A 14,587-nucleotide genomic window follows, 5' to 3' on the forward strand; every position below is an offset into this window, starting at 1 on the left:
CTACTTGGTGTGGCCGGCAAAACGCTCCACGTCGCGTGTGGGGCCTGAAACGATCAGCAGGTCACCCGCTCGAACCGATGTCTGTGGCGTGGCGTGTTGAAAGTCTTCCTGCGCGCGTTTGACCCCCACCACCGTGACGCCGAAACGCTCGCGCACCATCGACTCGCTCAGGCGCTTGCCGTGGGTGGTGGCCGGTGCATGGATTTTGGCGATCGCAAAGCCGTCGTCGAATTCGATGTAGTCCACCATGCGGCCTGAAACCAGGTGTGCCACGCGTTCGCCCATGTCGGCTTCGGGGTAGACCACGTGGTGGGCGCCAATGCGCTGGGCGATGCGGCCGTGGTCTTCGGTCAAGGCCTTGATCCAGATGTCGGGAATCTCCAGCTCGGCCAAGGTCATCAAGGTCATCAGGCTGGCGGCCAGGTTGTCGCCGATGCCGATGATGGCGTGCTTGAAGTCCGCCACGCCAAGTTGGCGCATCACCATCACGTTGGTGGCGTCGGCCTGAACCACATGGGTCAGCCGGTCAGCCCACAGCTGCACGGGTTCGGCGTCGCTGTCGATGCCCATCACATCGTGGCCGAGGCTGACCAGCGATTGCGCGACCGCACCGCCGAAGCGGCCCAGGCCGATGACCACCACCGAGTCGCTGGCGGAAAACGAAAACTGCTCTGTGAACAACTTACCCAACAATTGGATGCTCCTCGGGATAGCGCCAGGGCATGCGCCGCTCACCCAATGCGAGCGACGTGGCCAGCGTGATCAGGCCCACGCGGCCGGCGTACATCAACACAATCAACACCGATTGCGCCAGCGCTGGCAGGTCTGCGGTGATGCCGGTGGACAGGCCGACCGTGCCGAACGCTGAGATCACCTCGAAGATGACCTTGTCCGTTGGCAAGTGGGTGGTGCTGAGCACAACAATCGTGGCGCCTGCCACCACGGCGCTGCCCAGCACCAGCACCGTGATGGCCTGGCGTTGTGCAGGCAGACACACGCGGCGGCCAAAGGCCTCGCAGTCGGGCCGGCCGCGCACCTCTGCCACGACCAGCAGCAACAGGATGGCGGCGGTGCTGATCTTGACGCCGCCGGCGGTGCCGGCGCTGCCACCACCGATGAACATCAGCAAAAAGTGCAAGGCCCAACTTTCGTGGGTCAATGCACCGATGTCCACCGCGTTGAAGCCGGCCGTGCGTGCAGACACGGACGCGAACACCGCATTGAGCAGCTTGTCCGCCGCTGGCATCGGCCCCAGGGTCTGCGGGTTGTTCCATTCAAAAACCAGCAGGCACCCAGCACCCACGACCCACAACAGCGCGCTGCCAGTGAGCGTGAGTTTGGTGTGTAGGGACCAGTGCAGGGGGTCGCGCCACCGCGCGCGCAGATCTTGCAGGACGGGAAATCCGATGCCACCGATGACGATGCCCAGTGCGACGGGCAGCAAGATCAGGGTGTCGCGGTTGTAGCGGGTCAGGCTGTCGCCGTGCAAGGAAAAACCGGCGTTGTTGAAGGCCGACACCGCATGGAACAGCCCACTCCATGCGGCCTCGCCCCAAGGCATGCCGTGGCCCAGGTGCAAGCGCAGCATCAGCCACACCGCCAAGGCGCCCTCACAGACGGCGGTCACAGCCAGCACCACACGTGCCACGCCAACCACGTCCCCCAAGCCTACGCTGTGGGTTTCGGCTTGGGTGAGCAAGCGGGTGCGCAAGCGCAGCGATCGGTTGACCATCAGGCCCAGCAGGGCGGCGGCGGTCATGAGCCCGAACCCGCCCATCTGGAACAGCAGCATCACCACCACCTGACCCAACGGTGACCAATAGGTGCCGGTGTCCACCACCGCCAGGCCGGTGACACACACGGCCGACACAGCGGTGAACAACGCGGTCAACCACGGTGCACTGATGCCCTCGGCGTTCGATGCCGGCAGTTTCAGCGCCACGGTGCCCACCGCGATCAGGGCCAGGAACAGCAAGGCGACCGTGCGGCTGGGGTGGGACAGTTGTTGATGGCGCATGCAGACAAAAAAACGCAGGTGGTGCCGGATTTTGGGTGGGACTATCGACGTTGCCGAGCCACTGGGTCGAATCTTTATAGGTTCTTGATGCGGCCCTGTGTTGTCCTGCCGACACCGGGCAGGTTCGCGTAAAGTTGCCTGGTGGCGACACCTCATTTGCACCCCCTGTCTGCAAAACCGATTGACGCGCGACTTCGTGTCGGCATGACCTACGCGGCCGCCCTCGGCATTTGCCTGGCGGCCGTGCTGTTGGCATTTCCCCTGGCGCAAGTGCTGGACATGGCCAGCCTGGTGCTGGTGTTCATGCTGGCGGTGGTGTTGGCCGGTGCGTGGCTGGGGCGCGGGCCTGCGGTGCTGGCTGCGGTGGCTTCGGTGCTGCTGTTCAACGTGGTGTTTGTGCCACCGCGCTTTTCGTTGCAGGTGGCCGACGAGCGCCTGCTGTTCACGCTGGCCGTGATGGGGTTGGTGGGCCTGATCGTGGGCCATTTGACCGCCTCGTTGCGCGCCCAAGCCCGCGCGGCGGCGGCGAGTGAGAACCTGGTCCGCAACCTGTACGAGATATCGCGGGCGCTGGGTCACGCGCTGTCGGTTGCTCAGGTGGACGACATTGCGCGGCGCAGTTTTTGGGACCAGATGGCCGTGCGTGCCACGCTCTGGATTTGCCACCCTGAGTGGCGGCAGGTGTCGCCCGAGCCGGCGCCGGCAGGGCTGGCACAGCGCGCGCTGCACCTGGCGGCGACGAAGCCCGCTGCGGGTGAGCCGGTGGAGCGATGGGGCGCGGGGGAGGCCCACGTCGTTCCCTTGCACGGCCCCATGGCCTTGCGTGGAGTGCTCGGTCTGCAGTGTGCGCAAACCATGGCCTGGGGTGACAACGAGCGCCAATGGGTGGCAGCGTGCGCCGCCCTGATCGGCAGCGCCCTGGAGCGCATCCACTACATCGACGTGGCGCGTGAGAACGCGGTGGATTTCGAGGGCGAGCGCCTGCGAAATGCCTTGCTGTCTGCCATCTCGCACGACTTGCGCACGCCACTGGCTTCCTTGGTTGGGCTGGCAGAGTCGCTGCAGCTGACGCGGCCGGCAATGACGCCGCAGCAAGACGACATCGCACGCGCCATCGCCGCGTCGGCCCGTCGCACGGCAGCGATGGCCAACAACCTGCTGGACCTGGCGCGTATGGAGTCGGGCACCGTGCGATTGAGCCGCGACTGGCTGCCCATGGAGGAGGTCATGGGTGCCGCGCTGGCGGCGGCGGGCAGCATGTTGGACCACCACCACACGGTGGTGGACGTGCCCGATGACCTGCCGCTTTTTCACCTGGACCCGGTGCTGATGGAGCGTGTGTTGGTCAACCTGCTGGAGAACGCGGCCAAGTACACGCCTGCGGGTTCAACCGTTACCCTGGCCGCCTGTGCCGGGCCTGATCACCTGAGTGTGTCGGTGAGCGACAACGGGCCGGGTTTGCCCACTGCGCGACCGGCCGACATGTTGCGCAAGTTCGAGCGGGGTGTGCGCGAGAGCGCCACGCCCGGCGTGGGCCTGGGGCTGGCGTTGTGCGGGGCCATCGTGCGGGCCCATGGTGGTCAGTTGAACGTCGCCAACCTGCCCAAGGCGGGCGTGCGCTTCGAGCTGGTGTTCCCTCGCACCCACCCGCCCGACCTGCCCCCCGAACCCGCCCTCAGCCGGGCAACGGAGAACCCATGAGCCAGGCGCTTGCCGAATCACCCGAGGGTGCGCGCGTGCTGGTGGTGGAGGACGAAGCCGACATCAGGCGTTTTGTTCGCCTGGCCTTGGTGATGCAAGGCCACGAGGTGATTGAAGCCAGCAACGTGGAGCGCGCGTTGATCGAAGCGGGGCTGCATCGCCCCGATCTGGTGGTCCTGGACCTGGGTTTGCCGGACGGCGATGGTGTGCGGTTTATCACGGCGTTTCGCACTTGGTCGTCATCGCCGGTGCTCGTGTTGTCGGCCCGCTCTGCAGAGGCCGACAAAGTTCGCGCGCTCGACGCCGGTGCCGACGACTACCTGGTCAAACCCTTTGGTGCGGCCGAGCTGCTGGCGCGCGCACGGGCGCACCTGCGCCGGCGTCGGCGGCACGCTGGGGGTGACGAGGCCGTGCTGCAGTTTGGCGACGTCGTCATGGACCGCGCACAGCGGCGGGTGACACGCGCAGGTGCCGTGGTGCACCTCACGCCCATGGAATATGGCTTGCTGCTCGCGCTCACTTCACACCCCGACCGGGTCATCACCCACCGGCATTTGCTGCAGGAGTTGTGGGGGCCCAGCCACGTGGCACACGCGCACTACGTGCGGGTGCACATGGGCAATCTGCGTAAAAAAATCGAGGTCGATCCATCGCGGCCCCGCTGGTTGCTGACCGAAACCGGTGTCGGCTACCGGTTTGTCAGCGCCGGGACCTGAGTTGGCACCGAGGTGGCCCCGAAGTGGCCGATCACGCTCGAATGGGTGGTGATAATGCCGCCATGCAAGTCCCCTCGGCCCAGATCGCCCCACACCTTCAGCGTGGCCTCAAGAGCCTGTACACGCTGTACGGCGACGAACCCCTGCAGCAACAAGAGTGCGCCGATGCCGTGCGCAGCGCGGCACGGGCGGCGGGCTACACCGACCGCAGTGTGTTCACCGTGGCCGGTGCCCATTTCGACTGGAGCGAGGTTTTGGCCGCTGGTGGCTCGCTCAGCCTGTTCGCCGACAAGCAGATCGTGGAGATCCGCATCCCATCGGGCAAACCGGGCAAGGACGGGTCGCAGGCCTTGCAGCAACTGGCCGAGGCCGCGCGTGGCAACGACAGCGTGCTGACGCTGGTGTTTTTGCCGCGCCTGGACAGCGCCACCCAGAAAGGCGCGTGGTTTGGTGCGCTGGACGCCAACGGCATCACCGTGCGCACCGACCCCATCGAACGTCAGGCCTTGCCGCAGTGGATTGCGCAGCGCCTGCAAGCCCAAGGCCAGCGTGTGCAGGCCAGCGAGGCCGGGCAGCGCACGCTGCAGTTTTTTGCCGACCGCGTGGAGGGCAACCTGCTCGCGGCGCACCAGGAAATCCAGAAACTGGGCCTGCTGTTTCCGCAAGGCGAGTTGTCGTTTGAGCAGGTGGAAAGCGCGGTGCTCAACGTGGCCCGTTACGACGCTTTCAAATTGGCCGAGGCGGTGCTGGGCGGGCAGTTGGGCCGTGCCCAGCGCATGCTCGACGGCTTGCAGGCCGAGGGCGAAGCGCCGGTGCTGGTGCACTGGGCCCTGGCCGACGACGTGCGCACGCTGCACCGCGTCAAGTTGGCCATGGCCGAGGGCAAACCTTTGCCGCTGGCCTTGCGCGAAAGCCGTGTCTGGGGCGCGAAGGAAAAACTCATGGAGCGCGCCCTGCCGCGCATCACGCCCGCGCAGGCGGCGGCGTTTGTGGTGGACGCCCACCGGGTGGACGGCATCGTCAAAGGCCTCAGGCAGGCCGACTGGCCCAGCGACCCGTGGCAGGCCTTGCACCGCCTGGCCATGGGCGTGTGCCGGGCTTGCGCAACGCGTTAAGGGTGCAACGCCCGTCTGAGCGCGTCGGCGCACAAGGCCACGGCTTCGTTGGCCTCGTCGATCACCCGGCCCATGGGCATGAAACCGTGGATTTGCCGCTCAAAGCTCAACAGCGTCGCACGGACGCCTGACTCGCTGAGCCGCTGCGCGTAGGCGATGCCTTCGTCGCGCAAGGGGTCGTAGCCGGCGGTGAGTACCAGCGCGGGTGGCAGTCCCGCCAGGTCGGGGTGGCGCAGCGGCGAGGCGCGCCAGTCGTTGTCCTGCGCCGGGTCGGCGATGTAGTGGTCGTGGAACCATGTCATGGTGTCGGCCGTCAGCAGGTAGCCCTGTGCGTTGCGCCGGTGCGAGTCGTGCGTGCGGTGTTGGTCGGTGGCCGGGTAAATCAGCAGTTGAAAGGCCAGTGGCACCTCGCCACGCAGCGTCAATGCCACCACCGCCGCCAGGTTGCCGCCCGCGCTGTCGCCGCCTACCGCCAGGCGGGTGGCGTCCAGCCCCAGCGCAGCGGCTTGGGCCGCCGCCCAGCGCGTGGCGGCGCAGGCGTCATCCACGGCGGCCGGGAAAGGGTGTTCCGGGCCCATCCGGTAGTCCACCGACACCACCACACAACCCGAGGCGATGGCCAGCTGCCGGCACAGGGTATCGTGGGTGTCCAGGTCGCCAATCACCCAGCCGCCGCCGTGGAAGTACACCAAGGCCGGGCGCAGGCCCGCGCCGTTGCCGTGGCGGTACAAGCGCAGCGCAATGGGGCCGTGAGGGCCGTCGGCCACCAGCGCCTGCACGGTGTCGATGGGGGGTGGCTCGGGCTGGGTGATGTGGCGACGTTCGCGGTAGAAGCGGCGGGCCTCGTCCACGCTCAAGGTGTGGGTGGGCGGCACGCCACGTTCGATGATGAGGTCGAGCAGGGCGCGGGCTTGGGGGTGCAGCATGGGGCCTCCAGGAATGGTTCAAAACATCAGGCTGTCGAGCGCACGCCGAACGCCTGGCTCGGGGCTGCTGAGTGCTTGAACGCCCATGTCAGCCAACCTGATGGCGGCTGCTGCCATGGACGCCTGGGCCAGCACCACCGTGTCCGAAACCGAGGCAACACCTCGAACGGCTTCCACAATGGCGTCGATGTAGGCACTTTGATCGTCTCTCAAGAAGTGAGGCCAAGCTGAATCGACCACCAGCGATTCGAGTGCCACGGGCATGCCTATCCGTTGAGCAGAGTCTTCAATCAGCGCCCGTGTGGGCGCCACCGTGCTTGGTAATGCAGCCACCAACCACAGTCGGGTGCCGCTGCGCGCGGCGTGGTCCGCCATCGCGCGGTCCACGCGCTGTGCCAGAAACTGTCCTCCCGTCACGGTGGTCTCAGCGGCAGCGCCAATGCTGGAACAGGTGCACACAACGACCTGGGCGCCCGACGTCGCTGCGCTGCGCATCGCTTCTTGCACTTGCTGCACCAACGCTGGATCATCCGGACCGTAAACCCGGGCATAGTCCAGCAGGTCTTCTCGCACGTGATGCGCCACACGCACACCTGGTGCGACCCTTTGTACCAACGCTTCGAACGTGGGCACATGTGACGGAGAGGTGTGCAGAAAGGCCAGGTTGTTGGGCGGTGTCATGGTTGAGCAGTTGGAGGCGGTGTACGTTGAAGGCTTATCGCAGTGCAATCATTGTCGGTGCGTGGAGCGTGTATAGGCACCCTGGGTCTGCAGAGCGTAGATTTGGTCAGTGCTTGAACGTGTCATGGGCATGACCCAGTGGGCGGTGCGAAAATGTCGTCATGAACGCGATGAATGTCCCCGAACTGATGCAGACCCTGGGCGTGCAGGCCCGCCGCGCCGCTTTCGAGATGGCACGTGCCCCGGCCGCGCGCAAGCGCGATGCGTTGCTGGCCTTGGCCCGCCTGCTGCGCGCCAACGTGGACGCCCTGCAGGTGGACAACGCCAAGGATCTGGAACGTGCCCGTGCCAACGGCCTGAGCGAGCCCATGGTGGACCGCCTGAAACTCACGCCCAAGGTGCTGGAAACCTGCGCCGAAGGCTGCGAGCAGCTCGCCGCCATGGCCGACATCATTGGCGAAATCATCGGCATGAAGCAGCAGCCCAGCGGCATCCGCGTGGGCCAGATGCGTGTGCCCATCGGGGTCTTCGGCATGATTTACGAGAGCCGGCCCAACGTCACTATCGAGGCCGCCAGCCTGTCCATCAAGAGCGGCAACGCCTGCATTCTGCGCGGTGGCTCTGAGGCCATCGACAGCAACCGCGCCCTGGCCAAGCTGGTGCAACAGGCCCTGACCGAGGCCGGCCTGCCGGTGGACGCGGTGCAGCTGGTGCCCACCACCGACCGCGCTGCCGTGGGCCAGCTCATCACCATGCCTGCCTATGTGGACGTGATCATCCCGCGTGGTGGCAAGGGCCTGATCGAGCGCATCAGCGCCGAGGCCAAGGTGCCCGTGATCAAGCACCTGGATGGCAATTGCCACACCTACGTAGACGACCCTTGCGACATCGCCATGGCGGTGAAGGTGGCCGACAACGCCAAAACGAACAAGTACAGCCCCTGCAACGCCAGCGAAGGTCTGTTGGTGGCGCGTGGTGTGGCGGCCGATTTTCTGCCGCGCATTGGTGCCATCTACGCACAAAAAGGCGTGGAAATGCGTTGCTGTCCCGAGGCCAAGGCGCTGCTGGTGGCTGTGCCCGGCGCGCAGGTGAAAGATGCGACCGAGCAGGACTGGTTTGAGGAGTACCTGGCGCCCATCATCAGCATCAAGGTGGTGGCCGGCGTGGACGAGGCCATTGCCCACATCAACCGCTACAGCAGCCACCACACCGACGCCATCCTGACCACCGACCACATGCACGCCCAGCGCTTTTTGCGCGAGGTGGATTCGGCCAGCGTCATGGTCAACGCCAGCACGCGTTTTGCCGATGGTTTTGAGTACGGTTTGGGTGCGGAAATTGGCATCAGCACCGACAAATTCCACGCGCGTGGGCCGGTGGGCATCGAAGGCCTGACCTCGCTGAAGTACGTGGTGCTGGGCGAAGGCGAAGTGCGAGGCTGAGGCGCTGTGGCCAGCCCGGTGGTGGGCGAAACGGGCTGCCATGCCTTCCCGACGCCACCGGGTGTGTCCCGGCTGTGTCCATGGCAGCCCGCCCGTTTTCCCTGAATGTTCTGCTGACCCTCTGTGGGGCCTGAACCGTCGGCTGCTCTGTGGCGCCGTGTTGGTTGTTCGCTCCCTGATCGCTGCGTTCTCTGACGCTTGGGCTCCCTGGCAGTTTGGACGGGTGGTGTTGCGCCTCCCCGGATCGGATGCATGGCACCGATCCCGCAACAGTCACCCGTCCCCTGTCTTCTTCTTGTCTCGCCGTGTGGCGCCTCCCTGTGACGCTGACCGACTTGTTTCTCCCCCTGTACCGGTCCATCGCTTCGTGGTGGCGATGTGTGTCCCGGTGAGATGAAGTGTGGCCTCAAAGGTAAAAACAAACTTCCGCTCTTGTGACATTTGTGTCAGATGCTGGAAAGTTTTTTACCGATGCCTTGTCACCTTGTTGCGGGCCCAACTGTAGTCAAAAAGTGCATACAAGATGCTCGGAGAAATGGGGAGAGGGCCATTCCTTAGATAAAAAATGCGGAATTTGTAACTAAGGTGACTTTTCGGTCAGAATGGGGGTGAGATCGGGTTGACACACGGCGGACTGGCCGAGCACCCGTCAAAAGCCTTCAGCACCATGAACCCCAACGATGCCGCCTTGTCGCCTTTTGGCGTGAGGACCAACGGTCCCACCATCCACGACTTCCCCGAGGAGGCGCGTGCGTTTCTGCGCGACAACGGTCAGATGCGGGTGTACCAGCGGGGCGAAACGGTGCAGCGCACCCGGGTGCCGCTGACCGCGGCGGCCTGGCTGCAAAAAGGCCGCTTGCGCACCGTTGTGTACCAGCCCGACGGTTCGGAGCATGCCCGAGGGTGGGTCATGACCGAGGAGCTGTTTGGCCTCTTCAATATACTGCTGCCCGATTGCCCCGCGCTCAACCACCTGGTGGTGGACACGGACGAGGCGCACGTCCTGCATTTTTCGCGTGACCTCCTGCTTGACATGATGCACCGCTTCCCCGACGCCCGGTGGGGGGTGTCGGTGGCGCTGAGCCGGCGCATCGAGCAGATGTACGACTTCATCGACGTCACCGGTCCGGGCTTGCTGGAAGACAAACTTCGCGCCTTGCTGGTGTGGTGGTCGAGCCACTATTCTGTGCCCGCACGCGACGGCAGCGTGGAGCTGTGGGTCACACAAAACGACTTGGCCAATGGCGTGGGTGCCTCCCGCCAGCGCGTGCAGATGGAACTGAAGGCCATGCGCGACCGAGGCGAGCTGGACGTGGCGTACCGCAAGATCGTTTTGCGACCGCGTTTTTTTGAGCAACTTCAGGCGACCCAGGGCTGATTGACGATGAACGACCCGAGTGGCGCTTTTTCTCCCTTCGGCATCAAAACGGTGGGCTTCACCGTGCACGACCTGCCGCCCGAGGCACGCCACCTGCTGCAGACGCGTGGCACAAGGCGGCGTTACCGCCGGGGTGAGGAGGTGCAGCGCCGCGGGGTGGTGCCGGCGCATGCCTCATGGCTGTTGAGCGGGCGTTTGCACTGCATGGCGGCGCATCCCGACGGGGCCGAATTGCACGGCGGCTGGATCATGGCGCAAGAGATTTTTGGCATCAACAACTTGATGTTGAACCGCAGTTCACGCATGACCATCCGCGTTGACACACCCGACTGCGAGGTGCTGCATTTTCCGCTGGAGGTTTTGCGCGAGATGGTCATGACCCTGCCCGAGGCCGGCGTGGGCGTGGCCGTGGGCTTGAGCAAACGGCTGCGTCAGCAGTTCGACATCATCGAGGTGGTGGGCCAGCGCACCCTGGCCGGCAAGTTGCGGTCGGTGTTGCGTTGGTGGAGCACCCACCACGGCATCCCTGCGCGCGATGGCAGTGTGGAGCTGTGGGTGGGGCAAGGTGATTTGGCCACGGGTGTGGGTGCCTCCAGGCAGCGTGTGCACGAAGAGTTGAAGCACTTGCGTCAGAGCGGCGACATTGAGCTGGCGTACCGCAAGGTGATCCTGTACCCGCGGTTTTTTGAACACCTCGATTCGCCCGCTGCTCCCGACTGAGGCCCCCAAAAGCAGTTCAGGCGGGGTGTGTTGCGCCTCCCCGGATCTCTCGATCCCGCAACACACACCCGCCTTCCTGTCTTCTCGTCGTCGCTCTGTGGCGCCTCTCCCTTTTTCGCTCCCTCTGTTCTTCTGCTGACTTTTTGTTATTGCTCCCTGCTGAGTCCGTACTGTGCCGGGGAATGTCACGAAAGAAATCCACAACCGTGACATTTCCGTCAGATACCGTCAGCTTGGGTTCAGACGGGGTTTTCGCACCGTCAAGCATCCGCTGAGGACGCTGGCGGGATAATCCTGCCCCATGAACCCCAAGCAGCGTGTGGTCGTCGGCCTGTCCGGCGGCGTGGATTCGGCCGTGAGCGCCCATTTGCTCAAGCAGCAAGGCCATGAGGTCATCGGCATCTTCATGAAGAACTGGGAAGACGATGACGATGGCGAGTACTGCTCGTCCAACATCGACTTTGTGGACGCCGCCAGCGTGGCCGACGTGATTGGCATCGAGATCGAGCACGTCAACTTCGCGGCCGAATACAAGGACCGCGTGTTCGCCGAGTTCCTGCGCGAATATTCGGCTGGCCGCACACCCAACCCCGACATCCTGTGCAACGCCGAGATCAAGTTCAAGGCCTTTCTCGACCACGCCATGCGCCTGGGTGCCGAGAAAATCGCCACGGGCCACTACGCACGCGTGCGCGAGCACGGGGGCGCTTTTCAGTTGCTCAAGGGCCTCGATCCTTCCAAGGACCAGAGCTATTTTCTGCACCGCCTCAACCAAGCGCAGCTGAGCAAGACCCTGTTTCCCGTGGGTGAACTGCACAAGACCGAGGTGCGCCGCATCGCGGCCGAGATTGGCCTGCCCAACGCCAAGAAGAAGGACAGCACCGGCATTTGTTTCATCGGCGAGCGGCCCTTTCGCGACTTCCTCAACCGCTACATCGCCAAAGAGCCCGGCCCCATCAAGGACGACAAGGGCCGCACCATCGGTCAGCACCAGGGCCTGAGCTTCTACACCCTGGGCCAGCGCCAGGGCTTGGGCATTGGTGGCGTGAAGGAGAAAGGCGCACAGCGTGGCGGTGGTGAACACGCGCCCTGGTTTGTGGCGCGCAAAGACGTGGCCAAGAACACGCTGTGGGTGGTGCAAGGCCACGACCACCCGTGGCTGTTGTCGCCCACCCTGCGGGCGCAGGACGCGAGTTGGGTGGCGGGCGTGCCGCCAGCGGCTGGCAATATCGCCGCCAAAACGCGTTACCGGCAGAGCGATGCGCCGTGCCGATTTGCGCCCGAGGGCGAGCGGGGTTTTCGGCTGGATTTCAGCGAGGCCCAATGGGCGGTCACACCGGGCCAGTCGGCCGTGTTGTACGACGGCGAGGTGTGTTTGGGCGGTGGTGTCATCGACACCGAGGCGGCCGACTTCGCTTGACGGCTCAGCCGCTCAAGCCGCCAGGCTCACCCGGTCGCGGCCACTTTCCTTGGCTTGGTACAGCGCCTTGTCGGCACGGGCGATCCAGGCGGTCGCGTCTTCGCCGTGCTGCTGTGTGGCCACACCGGCCGACAGCGTGAGCGTGAGCACCACCTCGTTGGTCTGCTTGTGGCGAATTTTGAGTGCCTTGGTGCGCAGGCGCACGCGCTCGGCCACTTCCTTCGCCAGTGCCGGTGTGGCGTGTGGCAACAAAATGGCGAACTCCTCGCCACCATACCGTGCCACCGTGCTGCCGGCCTCGCCCACCGACAGCCTGAGCAATTCGCCCAGGGCGCTGAGCACGCGGTCGCCCATCAGGTGGCCGTGGCCGTCGTTGATGGCCTTGAAGTGATCGATGTCCAGCATTACCAGCGCGTGTTGGGTGCCGGCGTTGGGCGGGGTGCGCAGCAACTGGCCCATCTTGTGGTCCAGCCCTTTGCGGTTGAGCACGCGGGTGAGCGCGTCCATAAACACGTCTTCCCGGGCGCGCTGCAGGTCGGTGCGCAACTGCTCGATCTCGCGCTGACTGGCGGCGACCTGCGCCTGCAGCGCGGCCGCCGAGCTGCGCATCGCCTCGGTCTGCTGCAGCGCCTGGCCCAGGTGCAGGCCCAGGCGCTCGGTGCCGCTGGATTGCAGCGCCTGCGACAGGCCGGCCAGGTGTTGTGTGAAGTCGCCCGCCTCGTTGCCGGTGCGCGCCGCGCTCTCCGACATGCCCGTCATCACCCGCTGCATGTCGCCACTGATGCGCTCCATGGTCTTGTCGTCGATGCCGGCGATGTGTTCGCGGTACAGGCGCACCATGGTGTTGTCGCTCAGGCGCGCTTCGGTGCGGGTGAAGTGGTCAAAGGCCTGGTTCAGGCGGCCGTTGATGCCAGCGACGTATTCGTAACACACGGCGTAGGTGACCGGGTTGAAAGCGGCGCTGTGCTGGTTCATCAGTGCCAGCACGGCACGCAGCAGTTCGGCGCTTTTTTCCTTGGATTCGGTGTAGAGCATGTCTCGGGCAAACCAGGTGGGTCAAAAGGCAAACAAAACGAACAACAGGCGAAAAAAAACCCGCCGAGGCGGGTCACCCGTCAGAACGGGATGTCGTCGTCCATGTCTTCAAAACCGCTGCTGGCCGGTGCCGGCCGGGCAGCGGGTTGGCGGGGTGCGGCAGTGGGCGCGGCCGCACGCGGTACAGCCGTCGGGCGGCTGTAGCCACCACCACCACCGCCCTCGTCACCGGGGCCACCCATGCCTTCACGGCCGCCCAGCAACTGCATTTCGGTGGCGATGATGTCCACCGTGTTCTTCTCCACGCCGGTGGCCTTGTCCACGTAGGTGCCGTATTTGAGCCGGCCTTCAACGTAAATGGGGCGGCCCTTTTTGACGTATTCGCCGGCGATCTCGGCCAGGCGGTCGTAGAACGTGACGCGGTGCCACTGCGTGTCTTCCACCGTTTCGCCGGTGTTGCGGTCCTTGCGGCGGCTGGAGGTGGCCACACTCACGTTGGCCACGGCCTGGCCCGAGGGCAGGTAGCGAATTTCGGGGTCGCGGCCGCAGTTGCCGACGAGGATGACTTTGTTGACGGATGCCATGAGTGGAATGCCCTGATGTGAGTACCGAGATTGTGCCGCAAGTGGCTTGGCCTGGCGCTGATGGCTGGTCAGCCGAGGTGGGCCAAGTGATTGGTGGCGGCGCGCGCCAGCGCCTCGTCGAAGGTGGCCAAGGGGCAGCGCAGCTCGGCGGCCAGCCACAGGTAGGCGGCGTCGTAGGCGCTCAGGCCGTAGCGCTTGGCCAGATCGACCACTTGCACCGGGTCCGTGGCGTGCAGTTCGATGTCCAGCTCGGCGGCGATGGTCAGGCCGGTGAGCGCGTGGGTCTCGCCGCGCCGGTGTTTTTTGAGGGCCACACTGGCGATTTCGCTGCTCAGCAAATGGGGTGCGTGCAGATTGCGGCCGTCAAACCGGCCCTGCGCCGCTTCAAACCAGGGTTCGCGGAACACCAGGCCAGCCACGGCGCTGCAGTCCACCACCAGCGGTGGGCGCTCCAGGTAGCTCGGCGGCGGCTCGGCCACAAACAGCGGGGCGAGCGCGGTCATCGGCTGTCGCGGTCTTCGCGGATGAGGGCCAGGCTGGAGGCCTGCTCGGCGATGGGCTGCGGGTGGCGGGCCCGCAGTTCCGCGCTCACCTGTTCAATGGTTTTCCAGCCCCGGCGCACCGTGCCCAGGCCACCTGCCGGGGTTGTACGGCGCAACACGGCGCCCGAGGTGGGGCGCACGCCGACCTCGTGCACCGCCTGCTCCAGCAAGGCCATCAGTTCGCCTTGGAGCGAGCGGTGGTTGCGCGCAGCCCGTTGGCGCAGGGCGTTGGCCCAGTCGTCGGGCACGTCTTTGATGGAAAGATGAGGCATTTTGAAGCCATTTCAGATGTGGTTTCATTTTGAATTCG

At 65.2% G+C, this 14,587-nt stretch carries 15 protein-coding genes; 7 read left to right on the forward strand and 8 right to left on the reverse strand.

The window, feature by feature from the left end; translation table 11 throughout:
• Entirely contained in the window at positions 1-693 is a 693-nt protein-coding gene (locus ACFQU0_RS07445) for a potassium channel family protein (protein ID WP_382199543.1), read from the reverse strand.
• Positions 683-2,017 carry a TrkH family potassium uptake protein gene (locus tag ACFQU0_RS07450; RefSeq protein WP_382199544.1) on the reverse strand — a complete coding sequence of 445 codons (1,335 nt, stop codon included), beginning with the start codon at positions 2,015-2,017 and terminating at the stop codon, positions 683-685. Before ACFQU0_RS07450 ends, ACFQU0_RS07445 begins: the two co-directional genes overlap by 11 nt.
• Positions 2,018-2,221: 204 nt before the next feature.
• Between ACFQU0_RS07450 and ACFQU0_RS07455 the strand changes: the two genes are divergently transcribed.
• The 3 genes from ACFQU0_RS07455 (at position 2,222) to holA (ending at position 5,549) form a co-directional block, all read left to right on the forward strand.
• Positions 2,222-3,718, forward strand: a complete 1,497-nt coding sequence (locus ACFQU0_RS07455) for a DUF4118 domain-containing protein (RefSeq protein ID WP_382199545.1) — start codon at positions 2,222-2,224, stop codon at positions 3,716-3,718.
• The gene (locus tag ACFQU0_RS07460; RefSeq protein ID WP_382199546.1) at positions 3,715-4,434 is read left to right on the forward strand and encodes a response regulator; all 720 of its coding nucleotides are present in this window, start codon (positions 3,715-3,717) and stop codon (positions 4,432-4,434) included. The genes ACFQU0_RS07455 and ACFQU0_RS07460 overlap by 4 nt, the downstream gene beginning before the upstream one ends.
• A 62-nt stretch (positions 4,435-4,496) precedes the next feature.
• Entirely contained in the window at positions 4,497-5,549 is a 1,053-nt protein-coding gene (gene holA / locus ACFQU0_RS07465; protein ID WP_382199547.1) for a DNA polymerase III subunit delta, read from the forward strand.
• Here holA and ACFQU0_RS07470 read toward each other — a convergent pair.
• The gene (locus ACFQU0_RS07470) at positions 5,546-6,475 is read right to left on the reverse strand and encodes an alpha/beta hydrolase (RefSeq protein ID WP_382199548.1); all 930 of its coding nucleotides are present in this window, start codon (positions 6,473-6,475) and stop codon (positions 5,546-5,548) included. The two genes, holA and ACFQU0_RS07470, sit on opposite strands and share 4 nt — an antisense overlap.
• A gap of 18 nt (positions 6,476-6,493) precedes the next feature.
• A complete protein-coding gene (locus ACFQU0_RS07475) occupies positions 6,494-7,156 on the reverse strand; it encodes an Asp/Glu/hydantoin racemase (RefSeq protein ID WP_382199549.1) in 663 nt (220 codons plus the stop codon).
• 161 nt (positions 7,157-7,317) lie between these two features.
• On the opposite strand from ACFQU0_RS07475, the gene ACFQU0_RS07480 reads away from it, so the two are divergent.
• From ACFQU0_RS07480 to mnmA, 4 genes are all read left to right on the forward strand, one after another.
• Complete coding sequence (locus ACFQU0_RS07480; protein WP_382199550.1) at positions 7,318-8,598, forward strand: glutamate-5-semialdehyde dehydrogenase; 1,281 nt, start codon at positions 7,318-7,320, stop codon at positions 8,596-8,598.
• 667 nt (positions 8,599-9,265) lie between these two features.
• Positions 9,266-9,976, forward strand: coding sequence for a Crp/Fnr family transcriptional regulator (locus ACFQU0_RS07485; protein WP_382199551.1), 711 nt, complete (start codon positions 9,266-9,268; stop codon positions 9,974-9,976).
• A gap of 6 nt (positions 9,977-9,982) precedes the next feature.
• Complete coding sequence (locus tag ACFQU0_RS07490) at positions 9,983-10,696, forward strand: Crp/Fnr family transcriptional regulator (RefSeq protein WP_382199552.1); 714 nt, start codon at positions 9,983-9,985, stop codon at positions 10,694-10,696.
• A gap of 301 nt (positions 10,697-10,997) precedes the next feature.
• Positions 10,998-12,116: a tRNA 2-thiouridine(34) synthase MnmA gene (gene mnmA / locus ACFQU0_RS07495; RefSeq protein WP_382199553.1), complete on the forward strand. Its 1,119-nt coding sequence runs from the start codon at positions 10,998-11,000 to the stop codon at positions 12,114-12,116.
• A gap of 12 nt (positions 12,117-12,128) precedes the next feature.
• Here mnmA and ACFQU0_RS07500 read toward each other — a convergent pair whose 3' ends face one another.
• The 4 genes from ACFQU0_RS07500 to ACFQU0_RS07515 all read right to left on the reverse strand — a co-directional run bounded on the left by ACFQU0_RS07500 (position 12,129) and on the right by ACFQU0_RS07515 (position 14,549).
• Positions 12,129-13,151: a GGDEF domain-containing protein gene (locus ACFQU0_RS07500; RefSeq protein ID WP_382199554.1), complete on the reverse strand. Its 1,023-nt coding sequence runs from the start codon at positions 13,149-13,151 to the stop codon at positions 12,129-12,131.
• A gap of 80 nt (positions 13,152-13,231) precedes the next feature.
• Positions 13,232-13,735, reverse strand: coding sequence for a single-stranded DNA-binding protein (gene ssb / locus ACFQU0_RS07505; protein WP_382199555.1), 504 nt, complete (start codon positions 13,733-13,735; stop codon positions 13,232-13,234).
• A gap of 68 nt (positions 13,736-13,803) precedes the next feature.
• Positions 13,804-14,238: a type II toxin-antitoxin system VapC family toxin gene (locus ACFQU0_RS07510; protein ID WP_382199556.1), complete on the reverse strand. Its 435-nt coding sequence runs from the start codon at positions 14,236-14,238 to the stop codon at positions 13,804-13,806.
• The gene (locus tag ACFQU0_RS07515; RefSeq protein WP_382199557.1) at positions 14,235-14,549 is read right to left on the reverse strand and encodes a FitA-like ribbon-helix-helix domain-containing protein; all 315 of its coding nucleotides are present in this window, start codon (positions 14,547-14,549) and stop codon (positions 14,235-14,237) included. Before ACFQU0_RS07515 ends, ACFQU0_RS07510 begins: the two co-directional genes overlap by 4 nt.
• Between the last annotated feature and the right edge of the window lie 38 nt (positions 14,550-14,587).

Source organism: Hydrogenophaga defluvii, from assembly GCF_042665235.1.
Lineage (GTDB): Bacteria > Pseudomonadota > Gammaproteobacteria > Burkholderiales > Burkholderiaceae_C > Hydrogenophaga > Hydrogenophaga defluvii_A.